The 18083-nt window shown below is 67.3% G+C and carries 17 protein-coding genes; 9 read left to right on the plus strand and 8 right to left on the minus strand.

Translation table 11 applies throughout. From position 1 onward, the window contains the following. Nucleotides 1-117: 117 nt before the first annotated feature. Nucleotides 118-3609, minus strand: a complete 3492-nt coding sequence (locus J2X42_RS10890; RefSeq protein WP_310164991.1) for a DEAD/DEAH box helicase — start codon at nucleotides 3607-3609, stop codon at nucleotides 118-120. Nucleotides 3610-3800: 191 nt separating this feature from the next. Here J2X42_RS10890 and J2X42_RS10895 point away from each other — a divergent pair, with 191 nt between their 5' ends. From J2X42_RS10895 to J2X42_RS10910, 4 genes are all read left to right on the plus strand, one after another. Then, nucleotides 3801-4655 (plus strand): hypothetical protein, encoded by an 855-nt coding sequence (locus J2X42_RS10895; RefSeq protein ID WP_310164993.1) that lies wholly within the window; start codon nucleotides 3801-3803, stop codon nucleotides 4653-4655. 288 nt (nucleotides 4656-4943) lie between these two features. Next, nucleotides 4944-5588: a protein tyrosine phosphatase gene (locus J2X42_RS10900; protein ID WP_310164995.1), complete on the plus strand. Its 645-nt coding sequence runs from the start codon at nucleotides 4944-4946 to the stop codon at nucleotides 5586-5588. Nucleotides 5589-5765: 177 nt separating this feature from the next. Further along, entirely contained in the window at nucleotides 5766-6347 is a 582-nt protein-coding gene (locus tag J2X42_RS10905) for a sigma-70 family RNA polymerase sigma factor (protein ID WP_310164996.1), read from the plus strand. Next, entirely contained in the window at nucleotides 6340-7149 is an 810-nt protein-coding gene (locus tag J2X42_RS10910; RefSeq protein WP_310164998.1) for a hypothetical protein, read from the plus strand. Before J2X42_RS10905 ends, J2X42_RS10910 begins: the two co-directional genes overlap by 8 nt. 24 nt (nucleotides 7150-7173) lie before the next feature. On the opposite strand, the gene J2X42_RS10915 is transcribed toward J2X42_RS10910, so the two are convergent. Beyond that, entirely contained in the window at nucleotides 7174-7716 is a 543-nt protein-coding gene (locus J2X42_RS10915) for a hypothetical protein (protein WP_310164999.1), read from the minus strand. 226 nt (nucleotides 7717-7942) lie between these two features. Here J2X42_RS10915 and J2X42_RS10920 point away from each other — a divergent pair, with 226 nt between their 5' ends. After that, nucleotides 7943-8443, plus strand: coding sequence for a sigma-70 family RNA polymerase sigma factor (locus J2X42_RS10920; RefSeq protein WP_310165002.1), 501 nt, complete (start codon nucleotides 7943-7945; stop codon nucleotides 8441-8443). Further along, entirely contained in the window at nucleotides 8440-9105 is a 666-nt protein-coding gene (locus J2X42_RS10925; RefSeq protein ID WP_310165004.1) for a zf-HC2 domain-containing protein, read from the plus strand. The genes J2X42_RS10920 and J2X42_RS10925 overlap by 4 nt, the downstream gene beginning before the upstream one ends. A 57-nt stretch (nucleotides 9106-9162) precedes the next feature. Here the strand turns inward: J2X42_RS10925 and J2X42_RS10930 are convergent, their stop codons facing one another. Continuing rightward, entirely contained in the window at nucleotides 9163-9651 is a 489-nt protein-coding gene (locus tag J2X42_RS10930; RefSeq protein ID WP_310165006.1) for an SRPBCC family protein, read from the minus strand. Between the two features lie 30 nt (nucleotides 9652-9681). After that, nucleotides 9682-10530: a DUF1206 domain-containing protein gene (locus J2X42_RS10935; RefSeq protein ID WP_310165008.1), complete on the minus strand. Its 849-nt coding sequence runs from the start codon at nucleotides 10528-10530 to the stop codon at nucleotides 9682-9684. 178 nt (nucleotides 10531-10708) lie between these two features. On the opposite strand from J2X42_RS10935, the gene J2X42_RS10940 reads away from it, so the two are divergent. Continuing rightward, nucleotides 10709-12292: a hypothetical protein gene (locus J2X42_RS10940; protein WP_310165009.1), complete on the plus strand. Its 1584-nt coding sequence runs from the start codon at nucleotides 10709-10711 to the stop codon at nucleotides 12290-12292. Nucleotide 12293: 1 nt separating this feature from the next. After that, a complete protein-coding gene (locus J2X42_RS10945) occupies nucleotides 12294-12734 on the plus strand; it encodes a hypothetical protein (protein WP_310165011.1) in 441 nt (146 codons plus the stop codon). Nucleotides 12735-12773: 39 nt separating this feature from the next. Here J2X42_RS10945 and trmB read toward each other — a convergent pair whose 3' ends face one another. Together trmB and J2X42_RS10955 are read right to left on the minus strand one after the other, a co-directional pair. Beyond that, complete coding sequence (trmB, locus tag J2X42_RS10950; protein ID WP_310165013.1) at nucleotides 12774-13697, minus strand: tRNA (guanosine(46)-N7)-methyltransferase TrmB; 924 nt, start codon at nucleotides 13695-13697, stop codon at nucleotides 12774-12776. A 19-nt stretch (nucleotides 13698-13716) separates the two neighbouring features. Then, entirely contained in the window at nucleotides 13717-14133 is a 417-nt protein-coding gene (locus tag J2X42_RS10955; protein ID WP_310165015.1) for a DUF1003 domain-containing protein, read from the minus strand. 29 nt (nucleotides 14134-14162) lie between these two features. Here J2X42_RS10955 and J2X42_RS10960 point away from each other — a divergent pair, with 29 nt between their 5' ends. Next, nucleotides 14163-15461 (plus strand): MFS transporter, encoded by a 1299-nt coding sequence (locus J2X42_RS10960; protein ID WP_396134064.1) that lies wholly within the window; start codon nucleotides 14163-14165, stop codon nucleotides 15459-15461. Between the two features lie 21 nt (nucleotides 15462-15482). On the opposite strand, the gene J2X42_RS10965 is transcribed toward J2X42_RS10960, so the two are convergent. Then, nucleotides 15483-16772 carry an MFS transporter gene (locus J2X42_RS10965; RefSeq protein ID WP_310165018.1) on the minus strand — a complete coding sequence of 430 codons (1290 nt, stop codon included), beginning with the start codon at nucleotides 16770-16772 and terminating at the stop codon, nucleotides 15483-15485. Nucleotides 16773-16823: 51 nt separating this feature from the next. Next, nucleotides 16824-18059: a M20 family metallopeptidase gene (locus J2X42_RS10970; RefSeq protein WP_310165021.1), complete on the minus strand. Its 1236-nt coding sequence runs from the start codon at nucleotides 18057-18059 to the stop codon at nucleotides 16824-16826. Between the last annotated feature and the right edge of the window lie 24 nt (nucleotides 18060-18083).

Below are 18083 nucleotides of genomic sequence, written 5' to 3' on the forward strand. Positions count from 1 at the left end.
ACCTATGTGGATAACCTCCGACCCCTCCCAAGACCACTTCTTGCAGGGGTTTCGCGCGCCCTGTGGAGGGCCACAACTGTACGTTCGCGCTGGTAGGTAGTACGGCGGGAGGGCAGCTTAGTCCTTGAACAGCCCTGCCAGGTCCTCGGCGGTGATCGAACCGCTGGACAGCGCATCGCCTTCCATGACGTCCGCGAACAGCTGCGATTTCCGCGCCTTCAAAGCCATGACCTTTTCCTCGATCGTGTCCTTGGCCACCAGCCGGTACACCATCACGTTCCGCGCCTGGCCAATCCGGTGCGTCCGGTCCACGGCCTGCGCCTCGGACGCGGGGTTCCACCAGGGATCCAGCAGGAACACGTAGTCGGCCTCCGTCAGGTTGAGCCCAAATCCGCCGGCCTTCAACGAAATCAGGAACACCGGCGCGCTGCCGTTCTTGAATTCATTGACGACGTCGGTACGGTTCCGGGTGCCGCCGTCGAGATAGCAGAACTCGATCTTCTCCTCCACCAGCCGCTCCCGGACCTTGCCGAGGAACCCGGTGAACTGGCTGAAGATCAGCGCGCGGTGGCCCTCGGCGACGAGGTCCTCCAGCTGCTCGAACAGCACATCCAGCTTCGAAGACCGCACACCCGAGAGCGACGGATCCACCAGCGAGGCATCCAGGCTGAGCTGACGGAGCAGGGTCAGCGACTGGAAGATGGTGAACCGGTTTTTGTTGACGTCCTCGATCAGGCCCAGGATCTTCTGCCGCTCGCGCTGCAGGTGCGTCTGGTAGACCTTCTGGTGCCGCGGGTTCAGCACCACTTCAAGGATCTGCTCCTGCTTGGGCGGCAGGTCCTGGATGACCTGGTCCTTGGTGCGGCGCATCATCAGCGGACGGACCCGACGGCGGAGCTTATCCAGTTGCCCCTTGTCGCCGTTCTTTTCCACCGGCTTCTGGTAGTACTCGGCGAACCGCTTGGGGCTGGAGAACAGGCCCGGCGCCACGATGGACGTCAGCGCCCAGAACTCCATGAGGTTGTTCTCCAGCGGGGTGCCGGTGATGGCCAGCTTGAAAATCGCGGGCAGCTTCCGGGCGCACTGGTACGCCTTGGACTGGTGGTTCTTCACGAACTGGGCCTCATCCAGCACCAGCCCCGCCCAGGTCTTGGAAGCGTACGAGTCGTAGTCGATCCGAAACAGCGCGTAGGAGGTGATCACGATGTCCGCGCCGCCCAGTTCGACGGCGGCGTCCTGGCCGTTCTTGGCGAACGTCTCACTGACGGTCCGAACGGTAAGGCCGGGGGCGAATCGCGCCGCTTCCGCCGCCCAGTTGCCCACGACGCTGGTGGGGGCCACCACCAAGAAGGGAGTGCCGCCGTCGGGCGCGGTGGTTCCGGAGGGCGCGGGAACGCCGGTGCCAACAGACGAACTGTCTGCCGGCGAGCCGTCAAGGGAAATGGCGCCGTGTTCCTTGGCCGCGCACATCAGCGCCAGGGCCTGCACGGTCTTGCCCAGGCCCATGTCGTCGGCGAGCACCCCGCCCAGGCTGTGCTTGTACAGGAAGCTGAGCCAGTTGAAGCCCTCCAGCTGGTACGGGCGGAGTTCTGCGTTCAACGACGACGGCAGCGGCAGCCCGTCGATCCCGCCTTCGAGCAGACCGCCTACCGCGGAGCGCCAGGCCGCGGCCTGCTGGTCCACGATGCCCAGGTGCGCGAGTTCGTCCCAGAGCCCGGCCTGGAAGCGGCTGATCTGCAGCGGAGCGTCCTTGTTGTCCTGCAGCGACCGGGCCTCCTCGATCAGGGCCCGCAGCTGATGCAGCTCCGGAAGGTCCAGGGAGAAGTAGGCGCCGCTGGGCAGCAGCATCTTGGTCTGGCCTGCCGCCAGCGCGGAGAACACGGCCGCGAACGAGACAGGCTGGCCCTCGAGCGAAATCTGGATGCCAAGGTCGAACCAGTCGCGCTGCTCCGTGGCCTTGGTGGAAATGGAGACCACGGGCGCTTCCTCGGCCTCGCGGTAGTCGGCGATGTCGCCGGCGGTGTCCACGGCCACGTCCGGCGCCTGGCGCAGCACCGGCAGGACGTCCTCGGTGAAAGCCAGTGTGTCCAGGCCGCTCAGCTCCACCGATGCGGCGAGGCGGGGGGTTCCCCAGCCCGCGGTGGCGGACTCGCCCAGGGCAGGGACCACGTTCCAGGGCTGGCCGATGCCCTCCAGGATGCGGGCCTCGGCGGTGTCGTCGCGGTAGCCGTGGTCGCCGGGGTGCCGCCACAGGGGTTGGGCGGTGACCAGGTTCCCGGTCCTGTAATGCCATTCCCAGTGCAGCCGGACCCGGTGGTCCGCGCCGTAATTGGCCAGCAGCGAGAGGGTGGGGACGGCCAGTGAAGGCAGCTCCACGGACTCGTCCTTCGCGGTGACGCGGGCGGCCTGCTTAAGCTTCGGGTAGAAACCGGTAAGGAAGCGGGTCTCGTCCTTGGCCGGGATATGCAGCGTGCTGCCGGCCGTCACGAACGTCAGCAGTTCCTCGCTCAGCCCGCTTTCCAGCGGGGCCAGGGTGATTACGGAGTCAACGGACACCCCGGGCAACGCTTCGCCGCCCGTGGTGAGGAAGATGCCGTGCGCGGGGCGGCCGATGGTCCCCACCGATGCCGGATCAACCTCTTCCCCCTCAACGGTGATGGTGGGCGCGAGTTCCAGCCCGCCGCCGTCGTCCGTTCTTTCCGGCGCTGAAGCGCCGGAAGCCTCCCCGCTCACGGGTGAGCCATGGCGGCTCAGGTTGAGCCCGACGGCTGCGGGAGACTCGGCGAGCCGGACCGGCTCAGTGCCGCGGCTGTGGACCAGCGCGAGGCCGATCTTTTTGGCGTCGGCGAGCAGGCCCCACATGTTTTTTCCGGCAAAAGTGTTCAGGCCCAGCCACAGCGCCGAGGAGTTGTGCACCCGGTTGGCGGCGGCGGTGTGCGCAGCCAGGAAGGTCTGCATCCACTCGATGTGCGACTCGTTGCATTCGCGCCGGAAATTCAGGTAGCTGAGCGTGTTCCAGGAGACGTCGCCGCGGATCCACTTGCCCTTGCTCCCCATGATCACGGGCCGGGCCTTGAGCTGGCGCACGCTGCGGAGCGGGTCGCGGCGGCCTGTGTAGGAGAAGTGCGGGGCGGGCTCCTCAATCTCGAACTGGAGGGCCAGGGGGATGCCATTGCTGGACTGGGTGATGCCGGGCTGGGAAATGAGCGGGCTCAGGGCCTGCTCCCAGTCGGCCAGGTCCAGGCTGGCGGGCTGGCGGGAAAGCCGCGAGACCTCGGCCGGGGCCAGGAGCTGGACACGGATGGCGGGGTTGTCCTCCGCCGCGAAAAGGAGCGCGGCCACATGCTTGCAATCCTTGCGGACGGGGCAGCTGCACACGCCCACGGTGCAGCTCCAGCCGCCCGTTTTCCGGACCAGCTTGGCCGTGGTGGAGTACGGAACGTCGGCGCCTCCGCGGACTTTGCCCAGCATCAGCCCGGTGGCGGCGTCGAAGGAAATGCCGGAAACCCGGCTGCCCATGGCATACGCCAGCCCGGCCGCGAGCGAGCGGTCGTTGATGGCGGGTGTCTGTATTGCCAGTGCCGCACTCTCGTCCGGTTGGGATGGCATGGTGCGCGCTACTTTCAGCTGGCCACGGTGGACCCGTGTCCGATCGATGGTTATCTGATCCATCTTAGTTCGCAGAAACGGGCGCCCAAACTTCGCTTGACGTTCACCTGGGCCTCAACCGGGCGCCTACCCCGTCCCCGTAGCGTGAAAAGTGTTCAGCGCACCACCCGCTTTCAACCGTGAGGATAACCATGACCGCGAGCCAGCAGCCCGTCGTTCTGACCACCGGCAGCATCGAAGCAACCGATGAGGAGGTGGTGGACGCGAACGTGCTGGTGGTTGATGCCATGCACCGGGAACTCCTCCAGACTGACGAAATGTCCCCCGTGGCAATCCGCAGCTACTACGTGGACTTCTACCTCACCCAGTCCCTCGAGGGCGGCTTCGCGCAGTACGTCTTCACCTCCCCCGACCGGGACGAAACGGACACCCTGGTCCGCGAAGGCATGGCCAGCATGGGCGCCACCGCGCACCTGGATCTGTTCAACCGGACCGTCGAGGCGTTTGATGCCCTCTCCGAGGAGGACGCCGAGCGCTACCTCGACGGTGCCCTGGACGACGACGAGGAACCCACCGAAGGCGTGCGTGCCCTCGACGAGCTGGACGGCGAATTCGAGGAGCTCCTGGAATCGGAGAACATCACCGCCCTGAACGCTGCCTGGCTCCGCGGCCAGGATGGGCTCCTGGTGCTGGGCGACGGGGAGCTTGCCGCCCACATCGAGCGGCTCGTTGCCCTCATCCCCGACCTTGCCGAGCGCCGGGCCAAGGCCGACGCCGATGCGCTGGAGGATGCCCCGGACTTCGAAATCATAATCCGCGAACTCTGCAACACCGCCGGCTACACCCTGCAGAAGATCACAATGGGCGACCCGAACTACCTGCACCAGGGCGAGAAGGCGCTGGCCTGGCACTTCAGCACCGACCACGGCGACTTCATCATGGTCGAAGACGACGATGAGGCGTTCATGATCGACCCCGTGACCCAGGAAATCGTCGCCGCCGTCGAGTTTGAAGAGGCCGACGACGACGAGATGGTCGACGCGTAGGATTCCCGCCGGGCTCGCGGGCCGGGTTCGCCCGGGCTGCGTGGGTGAGTCCCGGTTCGCCCGGTTCGCCCGCTCGCACGAACGGTTCGGGGCCGCCGGAACTTTCCGGCGGCCCTGAACCGTTCCCGCGAGTTCGACGGCGGGTGCCCGCGCGGGAGCGGGCCGCGGCACTTTTTCAAGGAATTTTGGGGCGGCCGTAACTTTTCCATTCCGGCCAGCGATGTAGGGGGTGATGGGTTCCCCAGCGGAACCGGATCTGATTTGTTCCCTAGCTTTTGGAGTGTCTTTATGTCGCTGTTCACTGTTCTTGCCACCAGCAAAGTCGCCGCCGGAGTCCTGGCCGCAGGCACCCTGGCCGTCGGTGGAACCGGCGTGGCCGCCGCAACCGGCGCCCTGCCCGTAGAAGCACAGCAGACCGCCCACGAACTGCTCGGCGCCCCGGCACCGCAGCTGGCTGCCGACGCCACGAAATCCGCTGAGGCCAAGGTCTCCGGCGACGCAGCAGTGACCGGCGAAGCAGCCGTGTCCGGCGACGAGGTTTCCGCTGAGGCGAAGGCCTCCGCCGCAGCCGGCACCGCAGTGGACGCCGCCGGCGCCGCTTCACTTGGCCTCTGCACCGCCTTCACCAACGGCGGACTCAACGCTTCCTCCGAAGGCTTCTCCTCACTGGCCATCGCCGCGAAGGGCGAAACCAACGTTGACGCTTTCTGCGCGGACGTCATCGCGCAGGGTGCAGCTTCCGCTGACGCCGCCGCTGCCGCAGAAGGCAACGCCGCCGTCAAGGCTGAGCGTCCGGAGCTGCCCGCCGTACCTGAGGTCCCCGCGGTTCCGGCCGTTCCCGCTGTCGACGGCGAGCCTGCCGTTCCCGCCGTACCCGCTGTTCCCGCTGTGCCGGGCAACGTGGTGGACGCCCCCGCCGTTTCGGCCCGCTAAGACCCTGTCGGCTAGTCTGGACTGCGGGAACCGCCCCTTTCGGGCGGGATTTCCCGCAGTCCGGGACGCCGTTCAAGGGGCCGTCCACGGGGCCGCCCAAGCGGCAATCCGACAGGCAGTCCAGACAGGCAGCGGAACCGTCCGCTCCGGAAACCGGGATGCGGTCCACCGCCCGGGATGGAGGAGCCACTGGTGCTAGACACTTTGGCCGAAGAAAATATCGAGATATTCGCAGACACAGCCGGCGCTGACCCGGGTGTGCTCTTCGGCGCTGTCTACCGCACCTTTTCCGGCGCAGTGCTCGGCTACCTCAAAGCCCGCGGCGTGGATGATCCCGAAGCTGTCACCCAGGACGTGTTCCTGGCGTTCTACCCCAAGGTCGGCGAACTGACCGGTGGGCTGCAGGGCGCCAAATCACTGCTTTTTTCGATCGCCCATGCCCGGATGGTGGACCACTACCGGCGCGTTGAACGCCGGCCGGACTTCACTCCGTACGACCCCCTGCAGGACGAACGCAGCACCGCCTCCGCGGAGGACCACGCCCTCGGCCACACCGGCGGAAGCGCAGCCCACTTGCTCGAAGGCCTGTCCGATGACCACCGGGAAGTCCTGGCGCTGAGGATAGTGGCGGATCTTTCCATCGAACAGGTGGCCGGCATCATGGGCAAGTCCCAGGGCGCCATCAAGCAGCTGCAGCGCAGGGCACTGCAAAACCTCAAGGACCAGACTCTTAGAAGAAACCAGGCAGATCATGAGTGACACCGCAGGCTCCCGCACCGACGGGACTGTCGACCAGCTGCTCCACGAGGCAGGACTCGACAACGATGCTGTGCTCCGGCCTGCCCTGCTGGAACTCCGTGGCCTCGCCGCCGGACAGCCGGAGGCTTCCGCAGCGGTGGCGGCACTCATGGCGCCCCCGGCCGGGCGGGCTGTGCCGGCTGGCCAAACGGCAGCCACCACCCGCCTGGCGGCAGTCCCCGACGCCACGCCCGGCCGTCACTTCGCCGCAGCCCCCGAGCCGGAAGCAGCCGACCAGCCGGCAACTGTGTCCCCCGCAGCCCCTACCGACGAGCTGGCCGCCCGCCGTCGTGCCCGGCGCAGGATCACGCTCACCACGCTTACCGTCGCAGCCTCACTCGCGGCAGGGGGAGCGGTTGCCGTTGCATCAGACCAGGGCATCCGGGATTCCATCGGCCAGCTCCACCATGCAGTGACGTCGTTCGTGGCCACCGCAGGCGGAGGACCAGCCCCTGCACCCGTTGAAACGCCGGCTCCTGCCCCGGCCCAGCCCGGCTCGCCGGCATCGGTCCCGGGAGAAACGGCCAGCACCCCGCCGGCCGCTCCGACACCGGAAACGGGGAACAGCCAGGCTCCGAAGCACACGCCCACACCGACGCATCCCGGGGACCTTCCCCTGCCGGACCTCCCCGTGCCGGGAAACCCCCTGCCCGAAAACGTCACGCCGGGCGCACCCGGAGGACCGCTGAACGGTGAGGGGCAGCCCCCAACCCTGCCCCTGCCTGCCACGGCTCCGGTCCCCGTGCCCAGCGTCCACCCCTAAGGGCCTGGAAGACCGAAACCGCCGTCAGTAGCCTGTCGACGCTGTCTTGATCATGTCGCCGGCGGGGCTCGCCAGGTACCAGACGTCGCTCACGCCCTGCCCGAGGATGTCGCCCGGCTTTTTGTCCTGTGCGTAGTAGTACAGCGGCAGTCCGTTCAGGGTCACCTGCTTCGCGCCGTCCGGCGTCGCGATGGTGCCAAGCGTTCCGCTCACCCCTTCCGCTGACGGCGTTGCCGTCGTGCTGGTGACCGGCGGCCACATGGTGAGGCAGGCCGCCTTGCATGCGCTGGTTCCGGAATCCTTCACGTCCTTGGTGAAGAAGTAGACGCTCATGCCCTTGGCGTCCACCACGATAGTGCCGGCACTCGATGATGCCGTCTTGAGGCCGACGGCGGCTGCCGCGGTGGGTGAGCTGGCCGTCGGCGCGGCGGTGGTGGCCGCCGGACTGGACGCTGCCGGGCTCGTGGCGGCGGCTGTGGTGCTGGTGGTTCCCGGGCTGCCCGCGCAGCCTGCCAGGACGGCCAGAAGGGCCATTGCGGCAAGACCGGTGCCTAGATGCTGTTTCATCGAATGCTCCTCGGCTGGGGCCCGGCGTCGGATCACCGGACGCTAACCCGTATGACGCGCCAGGGTGAAGAATGGTTCAAAGGACCGCTACCCCTTTTGGCGTCCGGCCGGCACTTGCCTCCGGCGCAGTGAACCATTTGCGGACGGCGGACGTCGTACCAGCAGGAAACTGCAGGTGGGAGCCTGCACAAAAGGAAGACCGGGACCAGGGACAGGAGGCGCCGGCATGCCCCTCGACGAGGACGTGGTTGCCGCCATCTACCGTGAGCACGGTGCCGCCCTGCGCCGGTTTGTCCTCAGCGCCTCCCGCGATCCGCAGCTGGCCGAGGACGTGGTCCAGGAGACCGTGCTCCGCGTCTGGCAGCAGGCCCCGGACATCACCGGAAGCCTGCGCAGCTACCTGTTCCGGACAGCGCGCAACATCATGATCGACAACTACCGCAAGGCGCAGCGCCGGCCGCTGGAAGCCATGGAACGCGAACTCGCGGATCCCGCCGAAGCAACGGAACGGGTTGACGAGCTCCTCAACAGGGTCCTGATGGAGGAGGCTTTGCTCCGCCTCAGCACCGAACACCGCGACGTCCTCGTGGCATTGCATTACCGCCGGTTCACTGTCAACGAGGCGTCCGAGCAGCTGAACATCCCCAGCGGAACCGTCAAATCCCGGGCCTTCTACGCGGTCCGTGCCCTGCGGACCATCCTGGACGAAATGGGGGTGGAACGGTGAACGCCTCCGATCCGCACCAGTTGCTGGGCGCCTACCTGCTCGGCGGCCTGGACACAGCCGATTCGCAGCGCTTTGAGGCCCATCTTGAGGGCTGCGCGGACTGCAGGGCAGAACTCGCCGAGTTGGAAAGCCTGCCGGCCTTGCTGGACGCGGTCCCCGTGCCGGACGCCGTGGCGCTCGCCGCAGCCCACCGCCTCCCCGTGCCGGCGGAACCGGCCGGATCCCCGCCCCGCGCCGTTCTTGACGAACTGGCCTCCCGCCGTCGGACCTCACGACGGCGGCGGGCAGCGCTGGTGGGCGCCGTGGCCGCCGCCTGCCTCGCCCTGGGCCTGGCCGCCGGGCCGGTCATCAACCGGCCGCCGCAGCCGGACGCCAGCTATTCGGTGCAGTCCGGCGACGGCCTGCGCTTCAGCGTGGACCTGGCCCGGAAGACCTGGGGAACCGAACTCGCCGTGAACGGCAGCAGCATGCCGCTGGACGGGACGCTCTCGCTGTGGATCAGGGACCGCGACGGCGGCGAGGACCGGGCGTGCGCCTGGACGGCCACCCCGAGCGGCAGGATCCGGGTCACCGGTGCCACGCCGGTGCAGCTTGCGAGCATCGCCAGCGTGGAACTGCGCGACGAAACGCAGCATACCGTCGCCGTGATCACGGTCCCGTAGGCCGCCCCACATCCGGGCGTTGTGCGCGGGTGCTGGAGGGCCAGCGGGCGGTGGACGTTACGGGTGCCGTGCCGAAAGGGCCCGGAACTCGGCCACCAGCTCCGGGTCCTCGCAGGCGCGGGCGAAGGCCTCAATCCGCTTGTTGATCTCCTTGGCAAGCAGCCAGCTGCCAATCCGCTCGGCCACCGGGCGCAGCCACGCCGGGCGGCAGGAGAAGGTGTACTTCCAGACGGCGCGGGTGCCGCCGTCGTCCGGGGTGAAACGCCAGCCGCCGCCGAAATTTTCAAAGAACCACGGGCCGGACACCATGGTCATCCCCACGTTTTTGGGCGGGGCGAAGGAGACATATTCGCTCACCATGACCAGGCCCATCCGGGAAACCGTGCGTGTCCGGACCCCTTTTCCGGCTGCGCGGGCGCCGTCAAGCCAGCCCTGGGCGGAGATAAACGGATCCCATTTGAGCCGGAAGTCGCCGGTGGTCTGGGAGAAGGCGAAGGCTGTCTCCGGATCGAGGCGGATGAGTCGTTCGGCGCGTACCTGGGGCATGCCCCCACCCTAGCCCGGGCGGACTGGGCCCTACTGGTTCATCTTCGCCAGGCGCGCCCGGACCACCATGTAGATGCCGTAGCAGATCAGTCCGGCGCCCACCGCGGCGAGCAGGTAAATGCCGAACGGCTGGTCCCGCAGCGCCTTGAGGCCGCCGTCGAGGCCCGTCGATTCCTCCGGGTGGGCGCGCAGGGTGGCGATCGCGATGAGCAGGCCGGTGAGGAACAGGACAATGCCCTTGGCTACGTACCCCGTCACGCCCAGCACGGTGACGGCGGTGCGCGCCCTGGGATTCGACGGCATCATGAGGTGCTTTTCGAAGGACTTCCTGATACCGCGGATGCCGTAGATTACCCCGGTGACGGCAATTCCAACCCCCAGCAGGACCAGGAGGGCCACTCCGCCGGGTGCCTTCATCAGGCTGACGGTGAGGTCGCTCGCGGACTTCTGGTTGTCGGCTCCGGAACCGGTTCCCATGGCAAATGAGGCCAGCGTCAGGGCCAGGCCTGCGAACACCAAAGCCTGCGCAGCCGCCTTGAGTTTCTTGCCGGCTTTTTCCTTGGTGGGGAGGTGTCCGTAGTCGAAGACCGCATCGCTGGCCTGCCAGATGGCCAAAGCCGCGCAGGCCGCGAAGCTGCCCCACAACAGGAAGGGCCCGGCGGGCTGGCTGGCGAGCTCTGACACGGCGCCGCTGAAGTCGGCGCTTCCGCTGCCGCCCGTGGCCAGCCGGATGGCGATGAGGCCTACCAGGAAGTGCAGGATACCGCTGGCCGCGAACCCTGCCCTCGCAAACAGCTCCAACGCGCGTGAATTTGTGGCATCCTCCGCCGCATCCGCGGCTTGCCTGAGTTCTCTTTTGATGGTGGTTCCTTTGTGCAAGCGCCCGGGGAGCGCAATTGTGTGTGCCCCCACCACAAGGCCAATCGTGCCACGGGAAGGCGCTCCCGAACAGCCCGCGGGCTGATGGGGAGTGATGCCCATCGCCGCATCAGGGAAGCTGTGGAACGATATGGTCAAACGGCGGCCCCGGGCCGCAAACTTCTGTTGGGGAGACACCATGACCATGTATGGCGCTGACGTCAGCCAGTTGCGCGAGCTGGCCAAAGCCGTGGACAGGGCAGCCTCGCTTCTCAGCTTCAGGGCAACGTCGCTGCAGGGCCAGATCCAGGCTGCACCGTGGAAAGGTCACGACGGCGACCGTTTCCGCCAGGACTGGACCGGCAGCCACCGCCCCAGCCTGGAACGCGTTGTGTCCAGCCTGCGGGAGAACTCCAAAATCCTGCTAAAAAACGCCGACGAGCAGGAAAAAGCGTCCCGCGCCTCAGCGGGCGGCGGCTCCGGCAGCAGCGTCTGGGACAAGCTCCAGACCTTGGCCAGCCAGGCCAAGCAATGGCTCAAGGAGCAGGCTGAAAAGGCAGCCGAAGCTGCTGCCCACCGCGAGGAACTCGAACAGGGCCTGGCTAAGATGCTGGACGCGAGCCCGGAGGAGCAGGCGAAATGGTGGGACAGCCTCTCCGCCAAGGACCGCCAGTACCTGATCGAAGGTGAAGGGGAGGATGGCCCTTTCGCCGAAGACCTCATGAGGATGGACGGCGGCATCCCGGAATCCGCGCAGGAGCAGGCCAAACGGCACCTCCAGGAGCTCGCCAAGTCGGACATTCCCGTCTACACCGAGTCCGGCAAGGCCTCCATCGAAGCCAGGGTTGCCTGGGTCCACGGCGGCGCGGAGGTGGGCACTCAAGTGGTGGAGAACGCTGACGGTTCGGCCACCATGAAGGTGTACGGAAACATGGGCCTGGGCGTCAACGACACCTCGGGGACCGCCGGCGTCACGCTCAGCGGAGAGGTATCCCGCGAGTACACGTTCGGCAGCGTCGAGGAAGCCAGGGCTGCCCGGGAACAGATGTACAGGGACCTCCCGCCGGACAGCGTGGGCGAAATCAAGGACGTTGCCGGAAACCCGCCGGGCTACATCCTGGACACCATCAACGAGGCCGCCGAAGACAACGGATCAACCGGTCAGACCGACAAAGCCAAGGGGACGCTGTCACTGGAAGCCGAGGCCGAGTCCGGCCCCGCGTCCGGGTCGGCCAAGCTGGACCTTGCCTACGAGCGGAACCTGACGGACGGCACGGCCACTGCCAGCGGTGAGGTGTCGGCGCAAGGCAAACTGGACCTGGACGGGCGGGTCTTTGAAGCGTCCGGCAAGGGCGGCCTGGAAGTGAACATGGACAAGGGCAACAACATTGAGTCGGTCTCCGTCTCCCTCGAAGGCACTGTCGCTGAAGGCGCCACCGCAGGCACCGATGTGAAGGCCGCCAAGGTGGAGTCCACCGTGACGGCTGGCACCCAGGGCACGGTGAAGATCAACGTTGACTACTCGCCGGAGAACAAGGCCGTGATCGACAGTTACATGCGGAATGTGGCGCTGGGCAACGACGCCGCGGCGGCTTCGGACGCCGCCAGGCTCTACGAGGCCGGCTCCGCCACCGTGCAGGTCAACACCGTGGTGACGGCGTCCAACCAGGCCGGTTTCGACGTCAAGCTGGGCGAGGTGGAGGTCAAGACCGAGAACCAGGCCACCACCAACGTGTCCACGTACTATAAGGTCCCGAACGACACGAAGCTCGAAAGGCTCTGACGTGCACATCGAATCCCCGCTCGGCTTCATTGCCGACTTCCCCGAACACACCCAGGTACTCGAAGACTCCTCGGCCGGACCCGGCACCGAGCAGTACGGCCTGTTGGGCGATGTCCTGGTCACCGTCATCAAGGACGACACATCGGCCCAGGGCGCTCCGCAGGCCAACGGCTGGGCACACCTGATGTCCGAGTTCTACCTCGAAGAGCGCAAGGGGACCCTGCTCACCGAAGGTGAACTGAATATTCCCGGCAGGTCCGCGTACGCCGTCCTGGTGGGCTACACGGACGCCGAGGGCGACGCGAGGGTGGCCGCCAGCGTGGGCGTCTGGGAAAGCAACAGGTTTATCGGCGTTATGGTCATCTGGCCCTACGCCAACCCCGAGATCGAGCCGCGCGTGGACCTGCTGAAGGAGATCGTGTCCTCCATCAGGACCGCCTAGGCTGCCGCCGGCCAGGCGCCTCGCATTTGGCGCCGGCGGCTACAGGCGGCGGTAGCAGAGATCGAAGATCAGCCGGCCGGCTTCGTGTGCCTTGGCTTCGAAGCTGGTGCGGATCCTGCCTTCGAAGCGCGGGGCCCAGCCGCCGGTTTCGTCGATGCCCTCGTTCGGGCCGGTGTGCGCGGTGCTCACCGGGGCGCGGCCCTCACGGACCGGTGCACCGCCCACCAGGGACTCGACGCCGGACTGCCACACCTGGGTGAGGGGACTTTCCGGGCCACGGCGCTGGCCGGTGTGCAGGTTCTCGAAATCCGCTGAACCGGCCAGGACGTCGCGGACGTGGACGGCGTAGTTGGACCAGTCTGTGGCGATCCGCCAGAGCCCGCCCGGCGTGATCGCCCGTGCCGCGAGATCTGCGAATTCCGGCTGGATGAGGCGGCGTTTGTGGTGCCGGGACTTGTGCCACGGGTCCGGGAAGAAGACCCACAGTTCAGTGACGGAACCGGCGGGAAGCATGGTGGCCAGGACCTCCGGGGCGTTGGCCTCGACCACACGCACGTTCTTCAGTCCGCGGCTGTTGATCTTGATGATGGTGTTGGCCAGGCCTGGTGTGTAGACCTCGACGGCCAGGAAGTCCGTGTCCGGGTTCTGCTCGGCGGCGTGGCAGATGGCGTCGCCCAGGCCGGAACCGATCTCCACAATCAGGGGCGCGGTGCGTCCGAACTCGGCTTCGGCGTCGAACGTGTAGTCCGGATGCACCGACGTGTTTGCGACGTGCCGGGGGACGTCCACAGCCCAGCGTTCGGCGTGCTCCTCCCAGGCAGCCTGGCGGCGGCCCTGCAGCCGGGTTCCGCGGCGCACAAAGCTGACGGGTCTGCCGCCGTAGGTGCCAAATGACGCCTGGGTGCCGGGTGTTACTGGCCGCGGGACATGCGGAGGCTGGGGGGTTTCTGGGGTTTCGCTCATCCCTTCCAGAATAGATGAATCAGCCTCGGGCGGATTGGCCGGCCAGGACGCGCAATTCCCGCAGGATTTCCAGCTGTTCGTTGTTGATGATGGTGAGCCGTTCAATCTCGGCTTTGGCCTGCAGGTCAGTGTCGTAGTCGTGCTGGGCCATCGCGGCCGCAATGGCGTCCTGCCGTTTGGCTGCAATCAGCAGTATGGCGCCCTGGAGTCCGGCGAGCATGGACAGGAACAGGTTCAGGAGTATGTAGGGGTACGGGTCCCAGCCCCTGGAGGAGAGGACCCACGAATTCATGGCCGCCCACAACAGCATGAACACAATGAATCCGGCGACGAACCGCCAACTGCCCATGCTGTTCCGCATCACATCGGCGGCCCTTTCACCCCTGCTCAGAGTGGCTTTGTGGGCTTCATGCCAGGTTGCTTCCTCTTCGGTCATGCCCCAGCCTAATCCGGCAGGCTGACAGAATGGGTCGCGTGACTGCCCCAAAGCCCGCAGACGGGCCGGACCTCCTGGTCGATGCCGAAATAGACGACGTTCCGGCCGCGTCCCCCACCGCGCTTCCGGGCGGCCCGGGCAGCCGCCGCGCGCTGGTGTATCTCGGGCTGTGCCTGGTGCTGATCGGCCTGAACCTGCGCACGGTGTTCTCCAGTTTCGCCGCGGTGCTGCCCGAGATCAGGTCCGACGCCGGCCTGCCGGGCTGGGCCGTCGTTGTACTGACCACCGTGCCCGTCACCCTCCTGGGCGTCTTTGCTCCGCTCGCTCCGGTCCTGGCACGGCGGTTTGGGGCCGAGCGTGTCCTGCTGGGCGCCATGGCGGTGCTCACGGCCGGGTTGCTGCTGCGGCCGCTGGATACCGGCGGTCTGGTCCCGGAGGCAGGCCACCTGCCCGCGCTCCTGGCCGGAACGGCGGCCTGCGGCGCGGCCATCGCGCTCTGCAACGTCCTCCTGCCAGGGCTCGTGAAACGCGATTTTCCGCACCGGCTCGGGCTGATGGGCGGGCTGTACACCACCGCCATCTGTGCTTCGGCCGCGCTGGGAGCCGGCTTTACCTACCCTGTCTTCGCGGCGACGGGGGAGTGGACCTCGGCGCTGTGGTTCTGGGCGGTGCCTGCCGCCGTCGTACTTTTGCTGTTCCTGCCAGTGGCGCTGCGGCAACGCCCGGTCCGGCACCACGCCGTCTCCGACGGCGTTAACGTGTGGCGCTCGGCCGTGGCCTGGCAGGTGACGGTTTTTATGGTGCTGCAGGCCATGATGTCCTTCAGCGTCTTCGCGTGGCTGGCGCCCATCCTGAGGGAGCGCGGCGTGGACGGCGGGACGGCCGGGCTGATGGTGTCCGTGTCGATCGGGCTGCAGATGCTCGGTTCCCTGTTCGCCCCGGCGCTCGCGGCGAGGTTCCGTGACCAGCGGGCCATCAACGCGGTGGTGGCGCTGATGACCGGCGGCGGCTTCGCCCTGAGCATCTTCGGACCGCTCGACTTCATCTGGGTGTGGACCGGCCTGCTGGGGCTCGGTCAGGGGAGTCTCACCGCCGTGGCGCTGACCATGATCATGCTCCGGACCCGGGACGGCCACACCGCCGCGCACCTGTCCGGGATGATGCAGGGCGTCGGCTACGGGCTGGGGTCCACAGGCACCCTGATGGTGGGCCAGCTGCACCAGGCCACCGGATCCTTCACGGCCGCGGGAGTGCTTTTCCTGGTGGTCGGCGTGCTGGCTGCGGTGTTTGGCTACCGCGCGGGCCGGAACCGGTTCATCGGGGGCTGAGGTTCACGGCGCTTCGGGGAGCTAGTGCGTCAGGTCCTTGCCCCTGGTTTCCGGGATGGTGAACACAAACACCGCGCTGATGGCCAGTAGCATAACGGCGTAGACGTTGAACAGGCCGGGCATCTGCAGTGACGTGCCGAGCCACTGCTGCAGGTACGGTGCCGTGCCGCCGAAGACTGCCACGCAAATGGAGTACGGAACGCCCACGCCCACGGTCCGGATGCTGGTGGGGAACAGCTCGGCGTAGACGGCCGGCACAATCGCGGCGCTGGCTGCGATGAAGATGAGCATCACGGACATGGCCACCGCCAGCTGCCAGGCCGAATCCTTCAACAGCCAGGTCATGGGGAAGTGCATCACGCCGGCCCCGATGGCCCCGGACCACAGCACCTTCTTGCGGCCGATCCGGTCCGAGAGCTTGCCCCAGAACGGCAGCGCGGCGATGAACACGATGTTCCCGATAACGCCTGCCCACAGCGCTTCGCCGCGGTCGATTTTCAGCGCGGTGGTGGCGTAGCTGGGGGCCACCACGCCCCAGATGTAGTAGATCACCGTGAGGCCGACGGTCAGGCCGATGACCTGGAGGGCCTGCTTGCGGTGCCTGACAATCTGCGGCCAGATCGGTGCTCGCTTCTCGGCTGCGGCCTCGCCCTCGAAGGCTTCCGTCTCGTGCAGCCGGGACCGCATGATCAGGGCGTACAGGCCCAAGGCCGCGCCGATCAGGAACGGGATGCGCCAGCCCCAGGCGTTCATGACCTCGGTGCTGAGCACCATGTTCAGGACAGCCCCGAGCAGCGTGCCGAACAGGATTCCCACCGTGCCGGAGGTGTAGATCAGGGTGGCCCAGAAGCCACGCTTTTCCTTCGGTGCCATCTCGGACAGGTACGTCTGCGACGACGGGAGCTCCCCGCCGTGGGCCAGGCCCTGGACCAGCCGTGCCACGAGCAGCATGAGGGAGGCCCAGGCGCCGACGCTCGCGAACGTCGGTGCGATGCCGATCATGAGGCTGCCCAGGGACGCCAGCCCCACGGCCAGCGTCATGGACGTCTTCCGGCCCACGCGGTCGCCGATCCAGCCGAACAGGAAGCCGCCGAACGGGCGGGCAACGAAGCCGACGGCGAAGATCGCCAGGGTGGACAGGACGGCCGACGCCGGATCCGCCTTGCTGAAGAGCTGGCCGGCGATGAAGGGCGTGAACGTCGCGTAGATGGCCCAGTCGTACCATTCCACGGCGTTGCCGATTCCGGTGCCGACAATGGTTTTCCGCATGGACTTTGCGTCTGTGCGGTGGAGGTTAGCTGTGGTGGTCATGGTTCTCTTCCTGGAAGGGGCGGGTCAGGAGATGCGGTTGGGGAGTGGCGGTCAGGAGGCGGCCGACGCCGGAGCTGCCGCAAGCGCCGCGATGCGGGCTACGGCGAGTTCCGCGTAGAGGGCGGCCCCGTCAGCCAGCACGCCGTCGTCGAACGATGCGTACGGGGAGTGGTTGAACGGTGACGTGGCGTGGTCGGTGCCGCGGGGGACGGCGCTCAGCCCGACGAACGTGCCCGGGACCTCCGCCAGGACCCGGGAGAAGTCCTCCGAGCCGCTCAGCGGTGTGGCCCAGCGGGAGAGCCGGGATTCGCCGAAGAGGCCGGCGATGACGTTTTCGGCGGTATGCGTCTCGTCCTCGTCGGTGATGGTCAGCGGGTACTCCTCGAGGTACTCGACGTCGACGTCCAGCCCGTGCGCCGAGGCGATGCCGCGCAGCAGTTGGGGGATGGCGGCCATCATTTTCTGCCTGGACGCTTCGGAGAACGTGCGGATGGTGGCTTCGATCCGGGCTGTCTCCGGGATGACGTTGCGCTTGGTGCCGGCCTGGAGGACGCCGACGGAGAGGACCACGGGATCGAACATGTTGAACTGGCGCGTGACCATTACCTGCAGGGCGGTGACCATCTCGGCAGCGGCAGTTACCGGGTCCTTGGCCGAATGCGGGGCCGAGCCGTGGCCGCCGGCGCCCAGGACGGTGACTACGAGGCCGTCGGATGAACTGAGCATCACGCCGGGTTTGGTGCAGAACGTGCCGTGGGGTTCGAGCGCGGAGAACACGTGCATCCCGTAGGCGGCGTCCACACGGCGGCCCGGGGCATCCAGCACGCCTTCGCGGATCATGTAGCTGGCGCCGTCGAAGCCCTCTTCGCCGGGCTGGAACATCAGGACAACGTCCCCGGCCAACTGGTGGCGGCGTTCGGCCAGCAGGGTGGCGGCGCCGGTGAGCATGGCCGTGTGGAGATCGTGGCCGCAGGCGTGCATCGCGCCGTCGATCCGAGACGTGTACTCGACGCCGGTCTTTTCCTGCACCGGAAGTCCGTCCATGTCGGCGCGGAGCAGGACGGCGGGCCTGTCTGCCGAAGAGGGGGTTCCCGAGCCGCGCAGCACCGCAGTGACCGACGTGGTGTCCTTGCCCAGGGTGATTTCGTAGGGCAGGCCGTCCAGGGCCTGAAGCACCTTCTCCTGCGTCCGGGGCAGTTCCAGTCCGATTTCGGGTTCCTGGTGCATGGAATGGCGGAAGCGGGCAAGGTCCGGCTGGAGTTCGCGGGCGTCGGTGGTGATCGGCATCTATTCTCCTCGTGCAGGGGTCGT

The sequence above is a fragment of the Arthrobacter sp. BE255 genome (assembly GCF_031457335.1).
Lineage (GTDB): Bacteria > Actinomycetota > Actinomycetes > Actinomycetales > Micrococcaceae > Arthrobacter.